The 17653-nt window shown below is 45.0% G+C and carries 4 protein-coding genes; 2 read left to right on the forward strand and 2 right to left on the reverse strand.

What is annotated here, in order from left to right:
* Positions 1-10 precede the first annotated feature (10 nt).
* Both FHS86_RS07355 and FHS86_RS07360 read left to right on the forward strand, forming a co-directional pair.
* Positions 11-760, forward strand: a complete 750-nt coding sequence (locus tag FHS86_RS07355) for a LytR/AlgR family response regulator transcription factor (protein ID WP_429412342.1) — start codon at positions 11-13, stop codon at positions 758-760.
* A 122-nt stretch (positions 761-882) separates the two neighbouring features.
* A complete protein-coding gene (locus FHS86_RS07360; protein WP_429412422.1) occupies positions 883-1236 on the forward strand; it encodes a LytTR family transcriptional regulator DNA-binding domain-containing protein in 354 nt (117 codons plus the stop codon).
* 365 nt (positions 1237-1601) lie between these two features.
* On the opposite strand, the gene FHS86_RS07365 is transcribed toward FHS86_RS07360, so the two are convergent.
* Positions 1602-7961, reverse strand: a complete 6360-nt coding sequence (locus FHS86_RS07365; RefSeq protein WP_429412343.1) for a PKD domain-containing protein — start codon at positions 7959-7961, stop codon at positions 1602-1604.
* Between the two features lie 107 nt (positions 7962-8068).
* A complete protein-coding gene (locus FHS86_RS07370; protein ID WP_429412344.1) occupies positions 8069-17266 on the reverse strand; it encodes a leucine-rich repeat protein in 9198 nt (3065 codons plus the stop codon).
* Between the last annotated feature and the right edge of the window lie 387 nt (positions 17267-17653).

Below are 17653 nucleotides of genomic sequence, written 5' to 3' on the forward strand. Positions count from 1 at the left end.
TAAGCACACCATGATCAAAACCGTGATTATTGACGACGAAAAACCGGTACAGGAGCTCCTCACAAAGCTTTTAGCATCATTCTGCCCCGATGTTCAGACAGCCGGAACAGCCGGCACTTTAAAAGAGGCACTTGCATTAATCAGAACGACCCAACCCGATCTGGTGCTGCTCGATATCAACCTGCCTGACGGTGATGGTTTCCAACTCATCGAAAAACTGGGCAAGCAGTTGCCAAAAATAATTTTCATTACTGCTTACGACGATTATGCCATTAGGGCATTTAAATTCAGCGCAATTGATTATGTCCTTAAACCCATCCAGATCGACGAATTACTATCAGCCATCGATAAATACCGCAATATACATGAACAGGAAGAGCTGACACGAAAGTTGAAAGTGCTCATTCGAAATATGAATAGTGATACGGCAGAAGAAAAAAAGATTGTGCTAAAAACCCAGGAGAGTATCCACATAGTAAAAGTTGGAGAAATTATTCGTTGTGTTGCCGATCATAACTATACTGAATTCTATTTAAGTAATAATAGAAAGCTGCTGGTGTCGAGAACATTGAAAGAGTTTGATGACTTGCTTGCACCCTATGATTTTTTTCGTTCGCATCAGTCTCACCTCATCAACGTCAACTGCATTGTTCGTTTTGATAAAGCCGATGGAGGAGAGTTGGTTATGTCTGACAAAAGCCGTGTTCCGGTATCGAAACGTAAAAGAGAAGAATTATTGAATGTATTCAATCAGTTATAAAATCAAATTTTCATTTAATCAGCTATTTCAGCATGTAAATGCTCCCGCTTGCTCATCAGGCAGCAAGCAACTTTTTTCTTTGTTTATATTCGATTTCTAATTGACAAAGAGCCTGCGCAGTGATGATTAATAAGGAAAGAAGAAGAGGAAAATCAAAAGTTACGCTTAGCACCAACGATGCCATTTATGTTTTCGATGAAAAGGAAATTGTTTGTTGCAAAGGAAATATTTTTTCGAGCGAAATTTACCAATTGAACGGCAATGTTGTGAGGGTGAATATGCCACTCGATCAGATTGAAGCAGTGATAAATGGTGAAGCTTTTTGGCGTGTGGGGGAAAACGATCTTATCAATCTCAACTATTTGATCAATGTAAGTGGAGATGGCGATCAGTCGGTTTTAATGGTGAATCAGTATTCAATTCCGATACCGGAACACCGCAAAACCATGTTGCTCGAAGCACTTTCAAAACTATAGTCATAGCCGGGGAACAACGATGGCATCTGTTATTAATGTGTTTTAAACGGGTGAAATACATGACAATTGCGATTAGTATATTTTCCAATGCTGTCGTTCCCCGGCTTTTGAAAAATTCAGGAAAAGAAATCAGCCAGTCTGAACGAAATAAAATGTTTCCCAAAAAGTGTGAAGATGAATGAGGAGTGAACAATTAAACCCTGGGTAAAGATTGTTTCAGGGTATAAATGTTAAACTGGGAAGTTGATTAAGCAAAAGGGCCGTCCACACGACGACCCTTTTTTAAAAACACTTCTCTGCAATAGTACTCCAAAAATACTTAAAGCTTAAAGGAAGATAAATCAATACATTCTCCTCTGAATTAATTACTTATTTATAATGAGTATTTTTTCACGCTGGATCTTATGGTTTGATTTAACTTCAATAAAATAGATTCCTTCGTTGAAATCAGACAAGTCAAGAACCCACTCATTCATCCCTGGCTCCATCAATTGATCTAGCAGCTTTCTTCCATTCAGACCATAAAGCGTTATTTCAACCAGTTGTACCTCATGGTTGAGCAGTTTCAGTGTGAGTGGTTCATTTACCGGATTGGGGTAAATCTGAACAAGGGGTTGAGCCAGTTGCTGGTAAGTCTCCCATCCTGTATTCGAAAGCACATTGATTACCACTTCATCGGGCTCCGATTCAATGCTTCCATCGCTGACTACAAGAGTGAAAATAAGTGCTGAATCGCTGTTTACATCTGGAGCCGTGAAAGTGGGCTGCGCATCGGTAGCCGAACTAAGTACAATGCCATCGGGGGCGGTCCATAAATAGCTTAACTGATCGTTGTCGGGATCGGAAGAAGCTGTACCGTCCAAAGTAACTTCTGTACCTTCTTTCACTTCCTGGTCGGCACCGGCATTGGCAACAGGAGCCTGGTTCACTACCACATTGCTTACGGTAATTACCACTTCATCGGCCTGCGAATCGTCCGTTCCATCGTTGACCACCAGTGTAAAGGTAAAGTCAGTGTTGACGTCCACTTCGGGAGCGGTAAAGGTGGGCTGTGCTGCATCGTTTGCGCTAAGTGTAATACCGTCGGGAGCTGTCCATAAATAACTAAGGGCGTCGCCATCGGGATCGTTTGAAGCGCTTCCATCGAGGGTCACTGTACTTCCTTCATCCACCTGCTGGTCGGAACCCGCATTGGCCACAGGAGCCTGGTTCACTACTACATTGTTTACAGTGATTACCACTTCGTCGGCCTGCGAATCAACTGTTCCGTCATTAACCACCAGTGTAAAGGTAAAGTCAGTGTTGACGTCCACTTCGGGAGCGGTGAAGCTTGGCTGTGCTACATTGTTTGCACTGAGTGTAATGCCTGCAGGAGCGGTCCACAAATAGGTGAGTGCGTCGCCATCGGGATCGCTTGAAGCGCTTCCATCGAGAGTCACTGTACTTCCTTCATCCACCTGCTGGTCGGAACCCGCATTGGCCACAGGAGCCTGGTTCACTACTACATTGTTTACAGTGATTACCACTTCATCGGCCTGCGAATCGTCTGTTCCGTCGTTGACCATCAGTGTAAAGGTAAAGTCAGTGTTGACGTCCACTTCGGGAGCGGTGAAGCTTGGCTGTGCTACATTGTTTGCACTAAGTGTAATGCCTGCAGGAGCGGTCCACAAATAGGTGAGTGCATCACCATCGGGATCGTTTGAAGCGCTTCCATCGAGGGTCACTGTACTTCCTTCATCCACCTGCTGGTCGGAACCCGCATTGGCTACAGGAGCCTGGTTTACTACCACATTGCTTACGCTGATCACCACTTCATCGGCCTGCGAATCAACTGTTCCGTCGTTGACCATCAGTGTAAAGGTAAAGTCAGTATTGGCTTCCACTTCGGGTGCAGTGAAGCTTGGCTGTGCTACATCAGCTGCACTGAGTGTAATGCCTGCAGGAGCGGTCCACAAATAGGTGAGTTCATCGCCATCAAGATCGCTTGAAGCGCTTCCGTCGAGGATCACTGTACTTCCTTCATCCACCTGCTGGTCGGTGCCGGCATTGGCAACAGGAGCCTGGTTTACTGCTGCTACATTGCTTACGGTAATGATCACCTCGTCAACATGCGAATCATCCGTTCCGTCGTTAACGATCAATGTAAATATAAAGTCGGTGTCAGCATCCACTGCAGGGGCCGTAAAGCTAGGTTGTGCCACGTTGGTAGCACTAAGTGTGACTCCTGCAGGATAAACCCACAGGTAAGTGATTTCATCACCATCGGGATCGCCTGAAGCACTTCCGTCGAGGGTCACTGTACTTCCTTCATCCACCTGCTGGTCGGCACCGGCATTGGCCACAGGAGCCTGATTTTCTGCAATATTACTGACTGTTATTACTATCTCATCTACCTGTGAATCTGCGCTTCCATCGTTAACAATCAATGTGAAAGTAAAGTCAGTAGCGGTTTCCACTTCAGGAGCAGTGAAAGTAGCTTGTGCAACATCGGTTGCACTGAGGGTGATTTCAGCAGGTGCGGTCCATAAATAGGTGAGGACATCACCATCGGGATCGCTTGAAGCACTTCCGTCGAGGGTTACTGTACTTCCTTCGTTCACTTGCTGATCGGCGCCGGCATCGGCCACAGGTAACTGATTCACCTTGTTGAGTACAGTTATAAGAACGGTGTCGGATTCTGAATCCAATTTGCCGTCATTTACAGTTAAAACCAAAACAAAGATGCTGTCGCTTTCTACCTCAGGAGCGGTAAATGTAGGCTGTGCCGAATTATTGGCACTCAGTGTAATGCCTGCAGAAGCTGTCCACAGATAGGTGATGTTGTCATTATCGGGATCGTTTGAAGCGCTTCCATCGAGTGTTACAGTACTTCCTTCGTCAAGCTGCTGGTCATTTCCGGCATTGGCTACCGGAGGATGATTCACTTCTACCTGTTTTACCAATACCTTGCAAGTATCAGCCTGTGAATCAACAGTTCCGTCATTAACAACGAGGATGAATTCGAAGTAGCTGTCTGAAGCAACTTCAGGAGCTGCAAATGAAGGCTGAGCCTCGCTTGCTGAACTTAGTGTAATTCCTTCGGGTGCATACCATGCATAAGTCAGCTCGTTCTGATTCAGGTCACTTGAAGCACTTCCATCCAGATTGACCGTGCTTCCTTCGTTTACTTCCTGATCGGGACCGGCGTTGGCTACCGGAGCATCGTTTATCGGAGTAACTGTGATGCTTACCTGATCTTCGGCCGATGAAACCTTACCATCGTTCACAAAAAGTGTGAAAGTGAAGGTCGTAGCTACATCCACATCGGGTGTGGTAAAGGTAGGCTGAACTACATGTACATCGCTCAGGGTAATTGAAGCAGGGCCTGACCAGTTATAAATAAGCTGGTCGCCATCGGGGTCGGAAGAGAAGGTACCATCGAGTGCGAAATAGATGCCTTCTTCAATCGACATGTCATCGCCTGCATTGGCAACCGGCGGACGGTTGGTGAGCTTTACAGTTACTATGACCTCGTCGGCCAGTGAAAAATCAACACCGTCACTTACATACAATTCGAAAGTGTAGTCGGTATCTTCAGTAACTTCGGGAGCAGTGAATTCGGGTTGAGCCGCAGTATGATCGTTAAGGGTTATGCCTTGTGGTGCAATCCATTCATAAGTAATAGGATCACCGTCGGGGTCGTACGATGCAGTACCATCGAGTGCAATTACCGAATTTTCATCGCCTGAAAGGTCTACTCCTGCATTGGCAAGCGGCGCCTGATTGAGCAAACGAACCGTTATCACCACTTCGTCGGCCTGAGAATACAACTGACCATCGTAAACCATCAGTGAAAAGGTGAAGTCGGTATCGGCTGTAACATCAGGTGTCAGAAAGCTTGGCTGAGCTTCGGTGAGTGAACTCAGGGTAATTCCCTGCGGAGCGATCCATTCATAGGTGATGGCATCGTCGTCGGGATCATACGAAGCACTTGCGTCTAAAGCTACCGTAAAGTTTTTATTCACTGAACGATCGGGACCGGCATTAGCAACTGGTGCTTTATTTACATGGATTACCGTAATCACAACTTCATCGGCTACTGACTGATCGGTACCGTCGCTAACCACCAGGCTAATCGTGAAATCGGTATCACTGCTGACTTCAGGAGCAACAAATGAAGGCTGTGCAGCGCTTGCATCATCCAGAACGATGCCATCGGGAGCAGTCCATGCATAGCTTAATTGCTCCATATCGGCATCGCTTGATGCAGTTCCGTCAAGTTGTACGGTCGATCCTTCGTTCATTTGCTGATCAGGACCTGCATCAGCCAGGGGAACCTTATTAACGTGTTTCACAGTAATAACTACTTCGTCGGCACTTGAAGGTGCTTTGCCATCGTCGACCACCAGGGTAAATGTGAAATCAGTATCTGCACTTACCTCGGGGGCTGTGAAGCCAGGTTGTGCAACATCGATGGCAGAAAGTGTTATTCCTTGTGGTGCCGACCACTGGAAGTTAAGTGTTTCATTGTCGCCGTCGCTTGATGCACTTCCATCGAGTGCAAGCGTTTCGCCTTCATTCACCGTTTGGTCAGGACCGGCATCGGCAACAGGAATTTTATTGACCTGTTTTACCGTGATAAGCACTTCATCGGGCTGTGAAGCATCTGTGCCATCGTTTACAATCAGTGAGAAGGTAAAGTCGGTATCAGCACTTACTTCGGGTGCCGTAAAAGTGGGCTGTGCAACATCTGTCGCACTCAGGGTGATACCCGCGGGAGCTGTCCACAGGTAGCTAAGGGGGTCTCCGTCGGGATCAGACGATCCAGTGGCATCAAGTGTTACTTCGGCGCCTTCATTCATCTGCTGGTCGGCCCCTGCATCAGCAAGGGGCAGCTGGTTAATTTTTTTTACGGTAACAATTACTTCATCCAAATCAGAATCGGCAGTACCATCGTTTACCTTCAAAGTAAAGGTGAAATTAGTATCCGTTGTTACATCCGGAGTAGAAAATTCGGGTGAAGCGATGGTTGTCGAACTGAGCGTTATGCCGTCAGGGGCTGTCCACACATAGGTCAAAGCATCGCCATCGCCATCAGCCGAGGCTGATCCGTCGAGGTATACGATTTCACCTTCATCGACTTCCTGATCCGGCCCTGCATTGGCCTCTGGTATTTTGTTTACATGCTTCACTGTTACAACAAGCTCATCAACAGGAGACTGCTCAAGGCCATCGCTAACAGTGAGTGAAAAGGTATACTGCGTATTTGTTGTTACTTCGGGTGCTGTAAAGCTGGGCTGTGCCACATCGGTGGCACTGAGGGTTATGCCGCTTGGGGCAGTCCAGGTGTACGTCAGCTGATCACCGTCGGGATCGGACGAAGCCGTTCCGTCGAGTGTAACCGTACTTCCTTCGTTCACTTCCTGATCAGCACCGGCATTGGCCATCGGTGGTTTGTTAAGCTGCTTCACTTTTACCGTGATCTGATCGGCTGTTGAATTCAGACTTCCATCGCTCACAACAAGGGTGAACAGGTAATCGGTGGTAGCACTTACCTCCGGTGCCGTAAAAGTAGGCTGTGCCACATCGGTGGCACTGAGGGTAATGCCTGTCGGTGCTGTCCATTGGTAGGAGAGTACATCGCCGTCGGGATCGCTCGAAGCGCTGCCATCGAGTGTAACGATGCTGTTTTCGATAATCAGCTGATCGCTTCCGGCGTTGGCTGTCGGTGCTTTATTGATGTGCCTTACGGTTATGGTAACTACATCAAGTGAAAGTTCATTGCCATCGCTTACCACCAATTCAAAAGCTAAGGTTGTATTGGTATTGACATCGGGTGCAGTGAAGGTTGGCTGAGCCACATCGTTGGCACTTAGGGTAATTCCCTGTGGTGCTGTCCACTGGTAGGTCAGCGCTTCTCCGTCAGGATCGTACGATTCGGAACCGTCAAGCGTAACAGTAGTTTCTTCATTGACTTCCTGATCGGGACCGGCATCGGCTACTGGTGGTTGATTCAAATGGCTAATGGTAATTGTTACTTCATCGGCTGTTGAATTCAGTTCACCATCATTCACTATCAGGCTGAAGACATAGTCTGTTGTGGTACTCTGCTCAGGTGCCGTAAAAGTTGGCTGAGCCACATTGCTTGCACTGAGGGTAATGCCTGCGGGTGCAGTCCATTGATAGCTGAGAGCATCGCCGTCGGGATCGCTCGAGGCGCTACCATCGAGTGTTACCACGCTGTTTTCGACAATGGTCTGATCAGGACCGGCATTGGCTGTCGGAGCCCGGTTGTCCATGGTGGCCGAGATTTTTACAATGGCTGTTTCACCAACTGCGTAGGGAAGAGGAGAGATGGTTTCACCGGTTTGTCCATTAATAAATTCAAGTGTAACATCACTATATTCCTGATTCTCGCTGGCATCCCAAATGCGAAGTGAAATGGGGTTTCCCGGTGTGTAACCGTTACCCGTTCCTTCATCTTTTGAAGGGTTAACCTGTTGGTAAGAGTCAAATACACCAAAAATGATTGGCTGACTTAATACCAAAACACCAGCGCAAATATCGCCATCGAAGGCAGCAATTTCATCGCCTGCCTCCAGATCTTCAGTACCAAGTTTTGCAGAAACAACATAAATATTCATGTGATCGGTTCCATTCCCAATAAAGGCAGGAACAAAATGAGTTTGTGCCATGAGAGGCAATACAAACACTAATAAAATTAGAAGAAGATAAAGCTTTTTCATTTGTTTAAATTTTTATGTTTAGTTTATTAATTTTCTCTTTGTAATTAAGCTTTTTAGAAAAAGGAGTTGTTGAGGCTAGCTACTTCAGCAACTCCTTTTATTTATTTTTAGCGGTTCATCGAAATTACTTTAATGACTTTTTCATTTACTCTGATAAAATAGGTTCCATCCTGTAATCTGCTTCCGTTTTCATCAGTTCCATTCCATTCGATGGTGTGTAATCCACTCACTTTTCCACTGAACAATTCGTTGCGTTTCCTACCAATCATATCAAGCACTTCCACTTTAATGTATTCGTTTTCTTTTGTCCTAAGCAAAATGGAAACATGCTGATCGAATGGATTTGGGTAACACGAAACTGAAATTGAATGATCATCAGTATTCAGTGCATTATAGATGTTAGAAAGATCAACGCTGGCAATCATTGATTCACCTTTGGCAAAAAGGCTGGTCCCCTTAAGCAGATCAAAGCTGATTTCTGCTTCTTTTCCCTTGCGGAAAATACTTAAGTGAATCGAATTACCTTGAGAATAACCATTGGGCTTTTGAGCAAGTCCATCATTCATTGAAGCAGGAATGCTGATGTAATCTTCCTTAATTTGGGCCGCTCCGATTTTTGCAGATCCAACACACAAGGGGCCATCAAAAATTCCTATTTCGTCACCCTCCATAATTCCGCTTTCGGCAAGATGAACCAGGTTAATGTTCATGTGATCGGTACCGTTCCCAATGTACACTGGTTTGAAATAGTCAGAGGCCAACAGTTCGGGTACAACAACGGACGATTTTGATAAGTCATTGTTCAACACCAATTCACAGGCTGTGCTTACGTTAATTTTGTAACCCTTGCCGGGAACAAAATCACCAATGTTGTTTTTCCAGCCGCCCAGGAAGGAACCCAGGTCTTCGATGGATAAACCGGTTTCATTCATTGCTTTTTTCAGCTTACCAGCATCAATGAGGGCTTGAACAACCGCTTTTCCATCCTGATTACCCGATGCAGGAAAGGATATGATGTTCCACCCTGCATTGAGCGGAATGCTTAATGGTATTGATACGGGTGCACCTTCAAGCGATATGGCACAATTCTCAGTCACATTCACCTTGTAGCCTTCAGTTTGTAACAAATCGCCTATGTTGTTTTTCCATCCTCCCAGGAAAGATCCCAGATCTTCGAGCGAATTTCCTGTTTCGTCCATTACTTTTCTCAGTTTTCCCTGATCGATTAGTGTTTGAAGAAGCACTTTAATATCAGCCTGTTCAGGATTTACCATGGAAGAAATAATGTTCCAGCCCGAATTGAGAGGAATGTTCTGGGTAATATTTGAAGAGGCTTCAATTTCGATGACAGCTGTTCCATTAATTTCATATTTACCATCGGTAACCCAGCCAGGCATGTCGGTTCGATAATTTACCGAAACGGTGGTGTATTCTTTCGCATTGCTTCGCTTATATAACTTATAAACGATGTCGTTTCCGGCAGTATAACCATTTCCGCTTCCATCGTCGGCCGAAGCCACCATGCTAAAGATATTGGATGAACTGGCTGTACTGGTCAAAACACCGGCACCTACACATAAATCTCCATCAAAGAGACCTATTTCATCACCGGCAACCAGGTCAATACCATCAATTTTAGCTGTTACTACATTGAAATTCATGTGGTCGGTACCGTTGCCTTCCCACACGGTGTGGAAATGTTGCTGAGTAGTCTGCAGGGCGTTCAGGTTCAAAACCGAAATTCCACCGGCATAGGTTCCTACCCATAAATAGCCTTTTGAATCGGCATAAACAGCATACACTTCATGGCTGGTTGCAGCAGCTAGTCCGTCGGCTGGTACAAAATGGTGCTCAAAGTCTGAACCATTGAATGAAACTACATCATGATTTCCTCCAAACCACACATTGCCCCAGGGGTCTTCGCTTATGTCGTTGCAGTACATATTAACACCCACGTCCTCAGGAGCAAACTGTTGCCAGTTGCTTCCATCGTAAGAATAGAAAGTGCCGTTAGTTGCTGTAAACCACGTTTTTCCGCTGGTGTCGAGAAAGATTTCACTAATTATATAACCATTGCCTGGTATTACAAAGTCGGACCAGCTGGTTCCATTGTACATCTTAACAAAGGGAGTGCCTGTCTCTGAATCATAGCAGGAGACAAAAATATTTCCATTTATATCACTTCCAATGCTTTGAATATTGGTGCCAAAATCAACTTCGGTACTCAGGAAGTAGGTCCATGTTGAGCCGTTAAACATGGCAATTCCCTGTGCCTGATAAGCACCAAACCAAAGTCTTCCCTGTGCATCTTCATGAATACACTCTTCGAAAACATGGGGTTGCGGGTAGTAGGTAAAATTGCTGCCATCAAACATGGTAATGGTATTAACTTCGGCTCCTGCCAGCCAGATATTTCCCTGGCTGTCGTTTAAAATGGCCCAGCTGTAGTTTTCATTGAGTCCTTCATTGGTCGTGAGCTTTTCCCAGCTTGTACCATTGTAACGTGATGCTCCATAAAAGCAGGTTGACCAAATGTTTCCATTTTTATCTTCGGCAAGGGCAAATGAAATATCGGAGATCATGCCATCGCATGAGTTGTAGGTAGTCCAGTTTTCAGCATCCTGGTAGTCGCCGAATACATTGAAATACATTAGTTTGCCATTGTCGTCTTCGTCAATGTCAGTTATTTCCACGCGGCATTCAATTTTATACCGCCGATGGTAATTATTGGTGTAAAAATTGACATTGCCTGAAAACTGATGGGTGAGGGTATCACCCACATTGATGCTTGTTGTAATGGTTTCGCGGCCCATTTCCACATCATCAATAAGATAAACTACCACCAGATCAGAAACAGTTGTCTGGCCTTTGTTTACAAGCCTTATTTCAATCGGATATTCATAATTGCTAGCACAATGATGCGTGGCATTAGGCATCCGAACCGGTGAGCTGATGCTTAACAGTTCGATGCTGGTCGGACTATTTACCTTGATTAATTGCTCTTTAACTGTTGTATGACTTACGGTGCCATTATTAACGGTAAGGGTAACCGTATAGACCCCTTCCGACTGGTAAATGTGTGAAGGATGCTGTTCTGTTGATGAGCCTCCGTCGCCAAAGTCCCAGGCCCATGCAGTAGGATTACCCGCTGATTGATCGGTGAAGTTGATGCTAGTGCCCGGAGTTGTTTCCCTGACGGAGCTTTCAAACGAAGCAAACAGATTCGAAGAAAGGAAGTTCTGGGCTTTCTGCGAGACTTCGCCTTGCAACATGACCCCGCTGTAAATATTGTATTCATGAATTTTACCCAGCCAGGTGGGATCGTTGGCATATCCTCCCTTGCATAACCATGCATGGTTGTTACTCAGATTGGGAATGCTATTGTCTGCCGACAGTTGAGCTTCACCATGCATTTGTCCGTCGATATAGAATTTAATACCAGTGACTTCGATGGTGGTCACAACGTGGTGTAGGGCGGCTGACTCCAGCTCGGGACCAAAAACACCGCTTTCACTTGCCCAGGGCTCATTGTCATTTAAGCAAGAAATGGCAGTACGACCGTTATCATCACCTCGGGCAATTGACTGGAATATTCCATTGTATGCCATTTGGTTTAAGGTATCACCAAAATAAGCCAGCATCGTGTACCCGTCGTTGCGCATTTCACCTGTTTCAACATAGGCCTCGAAGGTGATGGCATCATAGGTGTTGATGGCAATATCGGCAGCAGGTAATTCAATGTAATCACTGCCTTGATTGTTGGCCGAATAAATACCGTTATCAATCGTTCCACCAGCTACCGTTCCATGGGCCCCACCTACAACATCTGCTGCAGTTCCATCCTCAAAGGTATAGGAATGCTGCAATACCAAGGGATCTTTGGCAGAGAAACGGTAATATCCTGTATAGGCATTAAATTGAATCAGATAAGTGCCTGCAGGTACCTGAATGTTGGGGCCGTCCTGGAAGGAAAATCCTTCAGGAAACTGATGTCCGCCCCAATTTACCGACCAGTCGTTATTTGATCGGAATTTTACCTCCGTGTTTTCGTTGAACTGATAGCTTACACTTAACTCGTAAGGATTACTTCCTGTGGCAGTTAAGGGAACATCTGCCGAAGCACCCCAGCCGTTGAATAAGCCCACCAAACCAACACCCTGGCATGGAATCGAATTCAGGGTTTTAAATGTCAGATTGTCGAAAAATAGAAGTGGAACACCATTTGCCGTATTGGCGTACATGTTCAAACAGCCCAGCTGATTCATTCCAGCATTTCCATCGACTAGTTTGCTCCATTGCCACCACCTGATCACATTATCGTTGATATATAAAGTGGCATGGTCATTATCAATGTCGAATTCGAGTCTTACATCAAACCAAACGTTATGGAAATAACTAAAAGGATGCTGCTGTCCGTCAATCAGTATGTATGCATCATTCACATTAAAGAAGCATTCCAATCCCAATTCACCACCGGGTGCATCGTCATGTTCAACATGGAAATAGCCTGTATTTCCTTCGGGAATATATACTTTAAACGCCAGTTCATACCTGCCGGAAGTGCGGTTGCCCATGGGGAAGAGCAAACCGGTAGTTCCTTCAACTTTTACCGAGTTGGGCTGACTGTAAGCTTGATCTGAAGTGATGAGTCCGTCATAGCTTCCGCCATGAATCCCGTTCCAGGTGGTCCAGGCATCATCAACTACCGCGAGGTAATCGCCCACAGAGTATTCATCAAATCCACCGGGGACAAGTGCCGGCACATCATCGCCAACAAAGTACAGCCGGTAGATTTTAGTCGTCACGCCGTCGGCAGCTGTAACAAGCAGGCGGTCGTCGGTGGCCAGAACACCCAGCGAGCGCGGATAGCCATCCTTGTCGATTACCTGCATGGCTGCTCCCTGAGAAGGAAGCAAATTGTTCAGGAAGGCTTCTACTGCAACTCCTTTTTCAATGAATTTGATCAGTGCTCCGGACTGATCGACTCCATAAATAGCAGAAGTCACAAATACATCCTCGTTACTCTGAGGTAACAGTTGATAAACGATTGTATTAATCCGGTCTTCAGCCACTACTTCAAAGTAGATGTCGTGGTTTACTTTCAGATCGGTGGTCGTTTCATTATCATTTCGTATTTGAAGCGGAACAGGTTCATTGTTTCCATTGAGCACTGTCAAAGTTGCACCCGCAGGCACATTTACGTTGTTGAGCACATTTCGGATGGTGGTTTCATAGTCGAAGCCGGTAATATGAACAGAAGTGTCTCCAAATACAATATTGTACATTGTTGAAGTAAGAATTGAATTGGTGCTCAGTCCGGTATCGTCTACTTCAATAAAATATTTTGTAGTATTCTTTCCATTGGCCGAAACTACCAACAGGGCATCGTTGTTTTGCAACAGGCTTTCTCCACTAAGAAGGCTTTCGTCGGCTGCACTTAGAACACTTAATTGCTGAGTCGGATCATGTTTGATGATCTGATCAAGGAAGGCATTCACTGTGGTTCCGGTTTTCACAATCCGGATGCTTTCGTTCATTGAATAGCCTTCGCTTACAATGTAAGTGTATGAACTGACTGTTGAACGGTAGATGGTACTGGCATCCATGTCGTGGTAGCCAATGCCATCGGAATTCATCACGTTGTTTAATGGCCAGCTGTATCCTTCATTTTGCCAATAGGAGCTGTTGGTATATTTCCATTCGGAAGTACCGGGCGCACCTGTTCCAAATGAAGCTCCGGGAATTGTGTTTCCATTTTGGATTTCTGCCAATCGTTTAAAACCTGAATTCTGATCGGTCGATTGGCCATCAATCATTCCCCAATTCTCACCATTTGCTCTTCCAAAAACGTCGATTAAAGCTATGTCTGCCGGATTGATTAAAGCTTTCGTACCGTTCAAAACTGAGTCGTTCAGGATTTTATAGAGATAGTAAGTTTCATTGGTCCAGCCATAAGCAACATATTGATTATCCGGCATATTATAACCCCAGGGGGTATGTCCGGCAAGGAAATTCACATCCACCTCGTTGTAGCGCGGATGGGGTTGTCCGTTCGCCATGTTTTGATTGCATTTAGCCAAAACAAAGACATCGCCCGGTTGTACCAGTGGATTGACCAGTTGATCGGGATACAAAATACCTGGATTTGTATCCCATTCTTCCTGATTTTCTGTCCAAATGTATCCGGGAACATATCTTTTATAGCGGTAATCGAAGGTCGAAGGCAAGGCGCTTTCCAAAACAGCATTGAATGGATCGGCAAATACTGTTCTTACTACCATATATCGACTTAAATCGAGGGGCTGATTTCCAGGATTGTAAATCTCAATGAAGCTGTTGGCCCAGTCTTCCCTGCATACTATTTGTGAGAAGAAAGGTTCGCTGGTATTGGGCTGAAGGTCTTCGGGAGCTTTTTCCTTTACAAAAATCACCTTGTAAACTCTTGTATCCGTACCATTTTCAGCAGTAACAGTAAAGGTGGTGGTACGATCGGCTTCTGTTCCATGTAGGTTTTTAGCCCGGTTAATAACGAGCGAGGCATTTACATTGCTTGTTTTTGCTACAAGGGCCGGAACTACATTCACTTCGGAAGGTACCGTTAGCAGGTAGGAAAACTTAGTATTCACAAAGCCGGGGATCACATCTTTGTCCCAGCCATTCTGGTTGTAAAGTCCCTGTGGAATATCGGGCCAGCTGATACTTGCCAGTTCGGCATTGTCGTTGGCCTGATAGCTGTTTACTTTGATGTAATAGTCTTTTAAAGCACCATTTTCGGCTGTAACCCGTAACAGATCGCCATCCATCAGGTCGCTGCGTGGTGTTCCGTTCTTCCAAACCATTTCCCAGCCTGCGTTGGCTGGTTTCTCAAGATATTTAAACAAGGTATCGACTCGCGTGGCAAAGGGAATGCCAATGCTTCCCAGGGTAATGCTGTCCATGCCTGTTTCATGGCGTGTTACTTCGAATACCTCACCCAATCCGCTATTGATCGAAGTGGGGAAGGAGCCGTTTTTATTCGAACGGAATTTGGGAAGCACAATATTGTCGCTGGCCACAGGCGGGGCGACCACGATGTCGAAGCTTCTGCTTTGCCTTTCATTGCCACAGGCATACAAGGTAAAGCGGTCGCCGGTACGTGCCGAAGCAAAAGCCTTGTCTAAATCGCTGTCGGACAGCTGGTAGTGCCATGCAATGCCGGGTGCTTTATCGATGGCTCTTGCAAAGTCGTCGTTGTTACGAATGCCCCAGGGAGCGGTGATGGTATTGGTATTCCAGTCGATTTGCAGCACCGAAGAGCTGATGCTTTGTTCATTGAGCTCATAGTTTCCATGATTGCCGGCTGTCCAGAACAGGGCTCTTTCGGGTTCGAAATTGGTGAATAAGTGGGGCAGTACGATCCATTCAGAGTTTTCGGGTGTGCTTCCCCTGCCATTGGCAAAATCGAGGTTGCCTGTTTTTACACTGTATTTTCGAACCAGGGTGGTCCATTTCGTTGCATCGGTATAGCCGGCAACATCATAGGGAATAGCATTGTTGCGTCCTTCTGGACCATCAAATACACCACCTACCTGATCAATCACTTTCGATAAGGTATCATTGATATGATGGCGCAGATACAAACAAGAACGTCCGTCCCAACTGTCGAAAACGTTATGATTGGGAGTGATCTCATCTGTAGGATCATTGTTAGCTGATTCTGGAAAATGAATTTTTAAGTCGGCCAGTGTCCAGAATTCTTCTTTCGTTTTGCGGCGGTAATTAATGTAGTTATTGGGATCGCGCTGGTAGTTTTCTTCAACATAGTCGTAAACCGAAGCTATCAGATAGCTTTCGCCCGGTTGAAGCACAACAGCAGGTAGACGCATTTTGTGATCTTCAGCTGCATTGTACGGGTCGGTCCATGGGGTTATATTGCCAACTTCAATGGAAGACAGATCAATGGCCAGATTGTCCATGTTGGTTAATTCAATATAGGCCTGGTCGGCAGCATCATAACGTGCTTCAGAAATAATCAACTGTAATACTTTTCCCTGCTGTGTTACATTGATGTATTGTGAAGGATAACCATCGGCAGCAATTTCGATTTGAGCCGTTCGTTCATTTTCATCCGTGTTGGCATCAATGCTGATCTCGCTTGTTCCATCTCCACTGGGCGAAACAGGATAGAAAGTTACCCAGCTGTCGGGGCACGAGGCGGTCCATGCCACATTGGCATCGATGTACACAAAGACTGAATTCTGAAGGTGATTGACTTCAAACTGCTTCGTTTCAACATAGAAACCACTGGTAGCTTCAACGATATTATCAAAATCCTGCCACTGGTTGGCGGCCTGGTAAGCTGCCTTTGTACCAAAAGGTACATTTAAATTGCATACAGATAAATTAATTCCATCAAAGACTCCTGAAGAATTTGATAAATCAACTGGAATACCACCTATTACATTTATGTTAATTAAATTCTGACAATAATAGAATGCCTGATTACCAATGGATTTTACACTGGATGGAATTTCAATATCACTTAATCCTGCACAACTTGAGATGGCTCCTTGTGCAATCGTGTTTAAGTTGGAAGGCAAAGTTAGCGATGTTATTTGACTGCAGCCTGCAAATGCATCTGCTTCCAAAGTTGAAACAGATTCAGGTATCACATAAGAACCTGAGATGTTACCTGGAAACTTGATTAAGACTGTTAGTTCTTTGTTAAAAAGAATGCCATCCTGAGATGCAAAATAATTGTTATTCACAGCTACCTGAAAGCTGCAATTGGTTCGGGAAAATGCACCAGTTTCTATTAGCTCAAGCCCGTCGTGAATGTTAACTGATAATAAGGAACTACAATATGCAAATGCGTGATGACCAATAGATTGCAATGATTGAGGTAAGTTAATGGCTTCCAGATTATTGCAGTAATTAAACGCCTGATGGCCAATCGTATTTATAGTTTCAGATAAAACAACATTTTTGAGAGTTGACTTTTCAAAAAAGGCAATAAATGGTACTTCATTTGCCGGATAATAAAAATTTCCATACAAAGGACCGGCAGTGCCGTCTTCTCCCTCATAGGCTGCGATGCTTACTCCACTAATATCCAAATCAGCAAGCAAAAGCATCTCATCGCGCATGCATTTAAAGTCGCGGGCATCGATGGTGCCGCTTAAGGTAAGATCGGTAACGGTGTTTTTTTCGTCTGAAGTGAGCAGGGTCGTAAGTTCACCTGCGTTGAGTGTTAGATTTTTTACCAGCTGGGCTTGTGCAAACAACACAAAGCCAAGCAGACCGAGTAGAAGTATAATTTTTTTCATCTGTTTTAGTTGTTACGTTAGTTATATAGTAAAAGGAATAAGATAGTATGCTGATGTATTTAAACATCAGCTAAATATGACCTGGTGTAGTGCAGTTAAATTGCTTAAAACTGCATGAAATTATCTCTTGTTTTTATACATACAGGGTGGACCACAATAGCCTAAACAGACATGGAAGTAGAACATTAAAAATGGGGCAGGAGCTATTAAACACAAAGGTTTATCCTGCTTTCCTGTAAAAAGGATAGCTTTCATTTTGTCGTTTATTGGGTGTTATTTGCATGCTGCAAAATTATTTTACGTATCGCAATGTTAATGACGGCTTGATTGCTTACCACCTGCATTCCGTTCATTATTGTAAAACAAGTTATGAAAGCTATTGCAGAA

The organism is Roseimarinus sediminis (assembly GCF_050433125.1).
GTDB lineage: Bacteria > Bacteroidota > Bacteroidia > Bacteroidales > Prolixibacteraceae > Roseimarinus > Roseimarinus sediminis.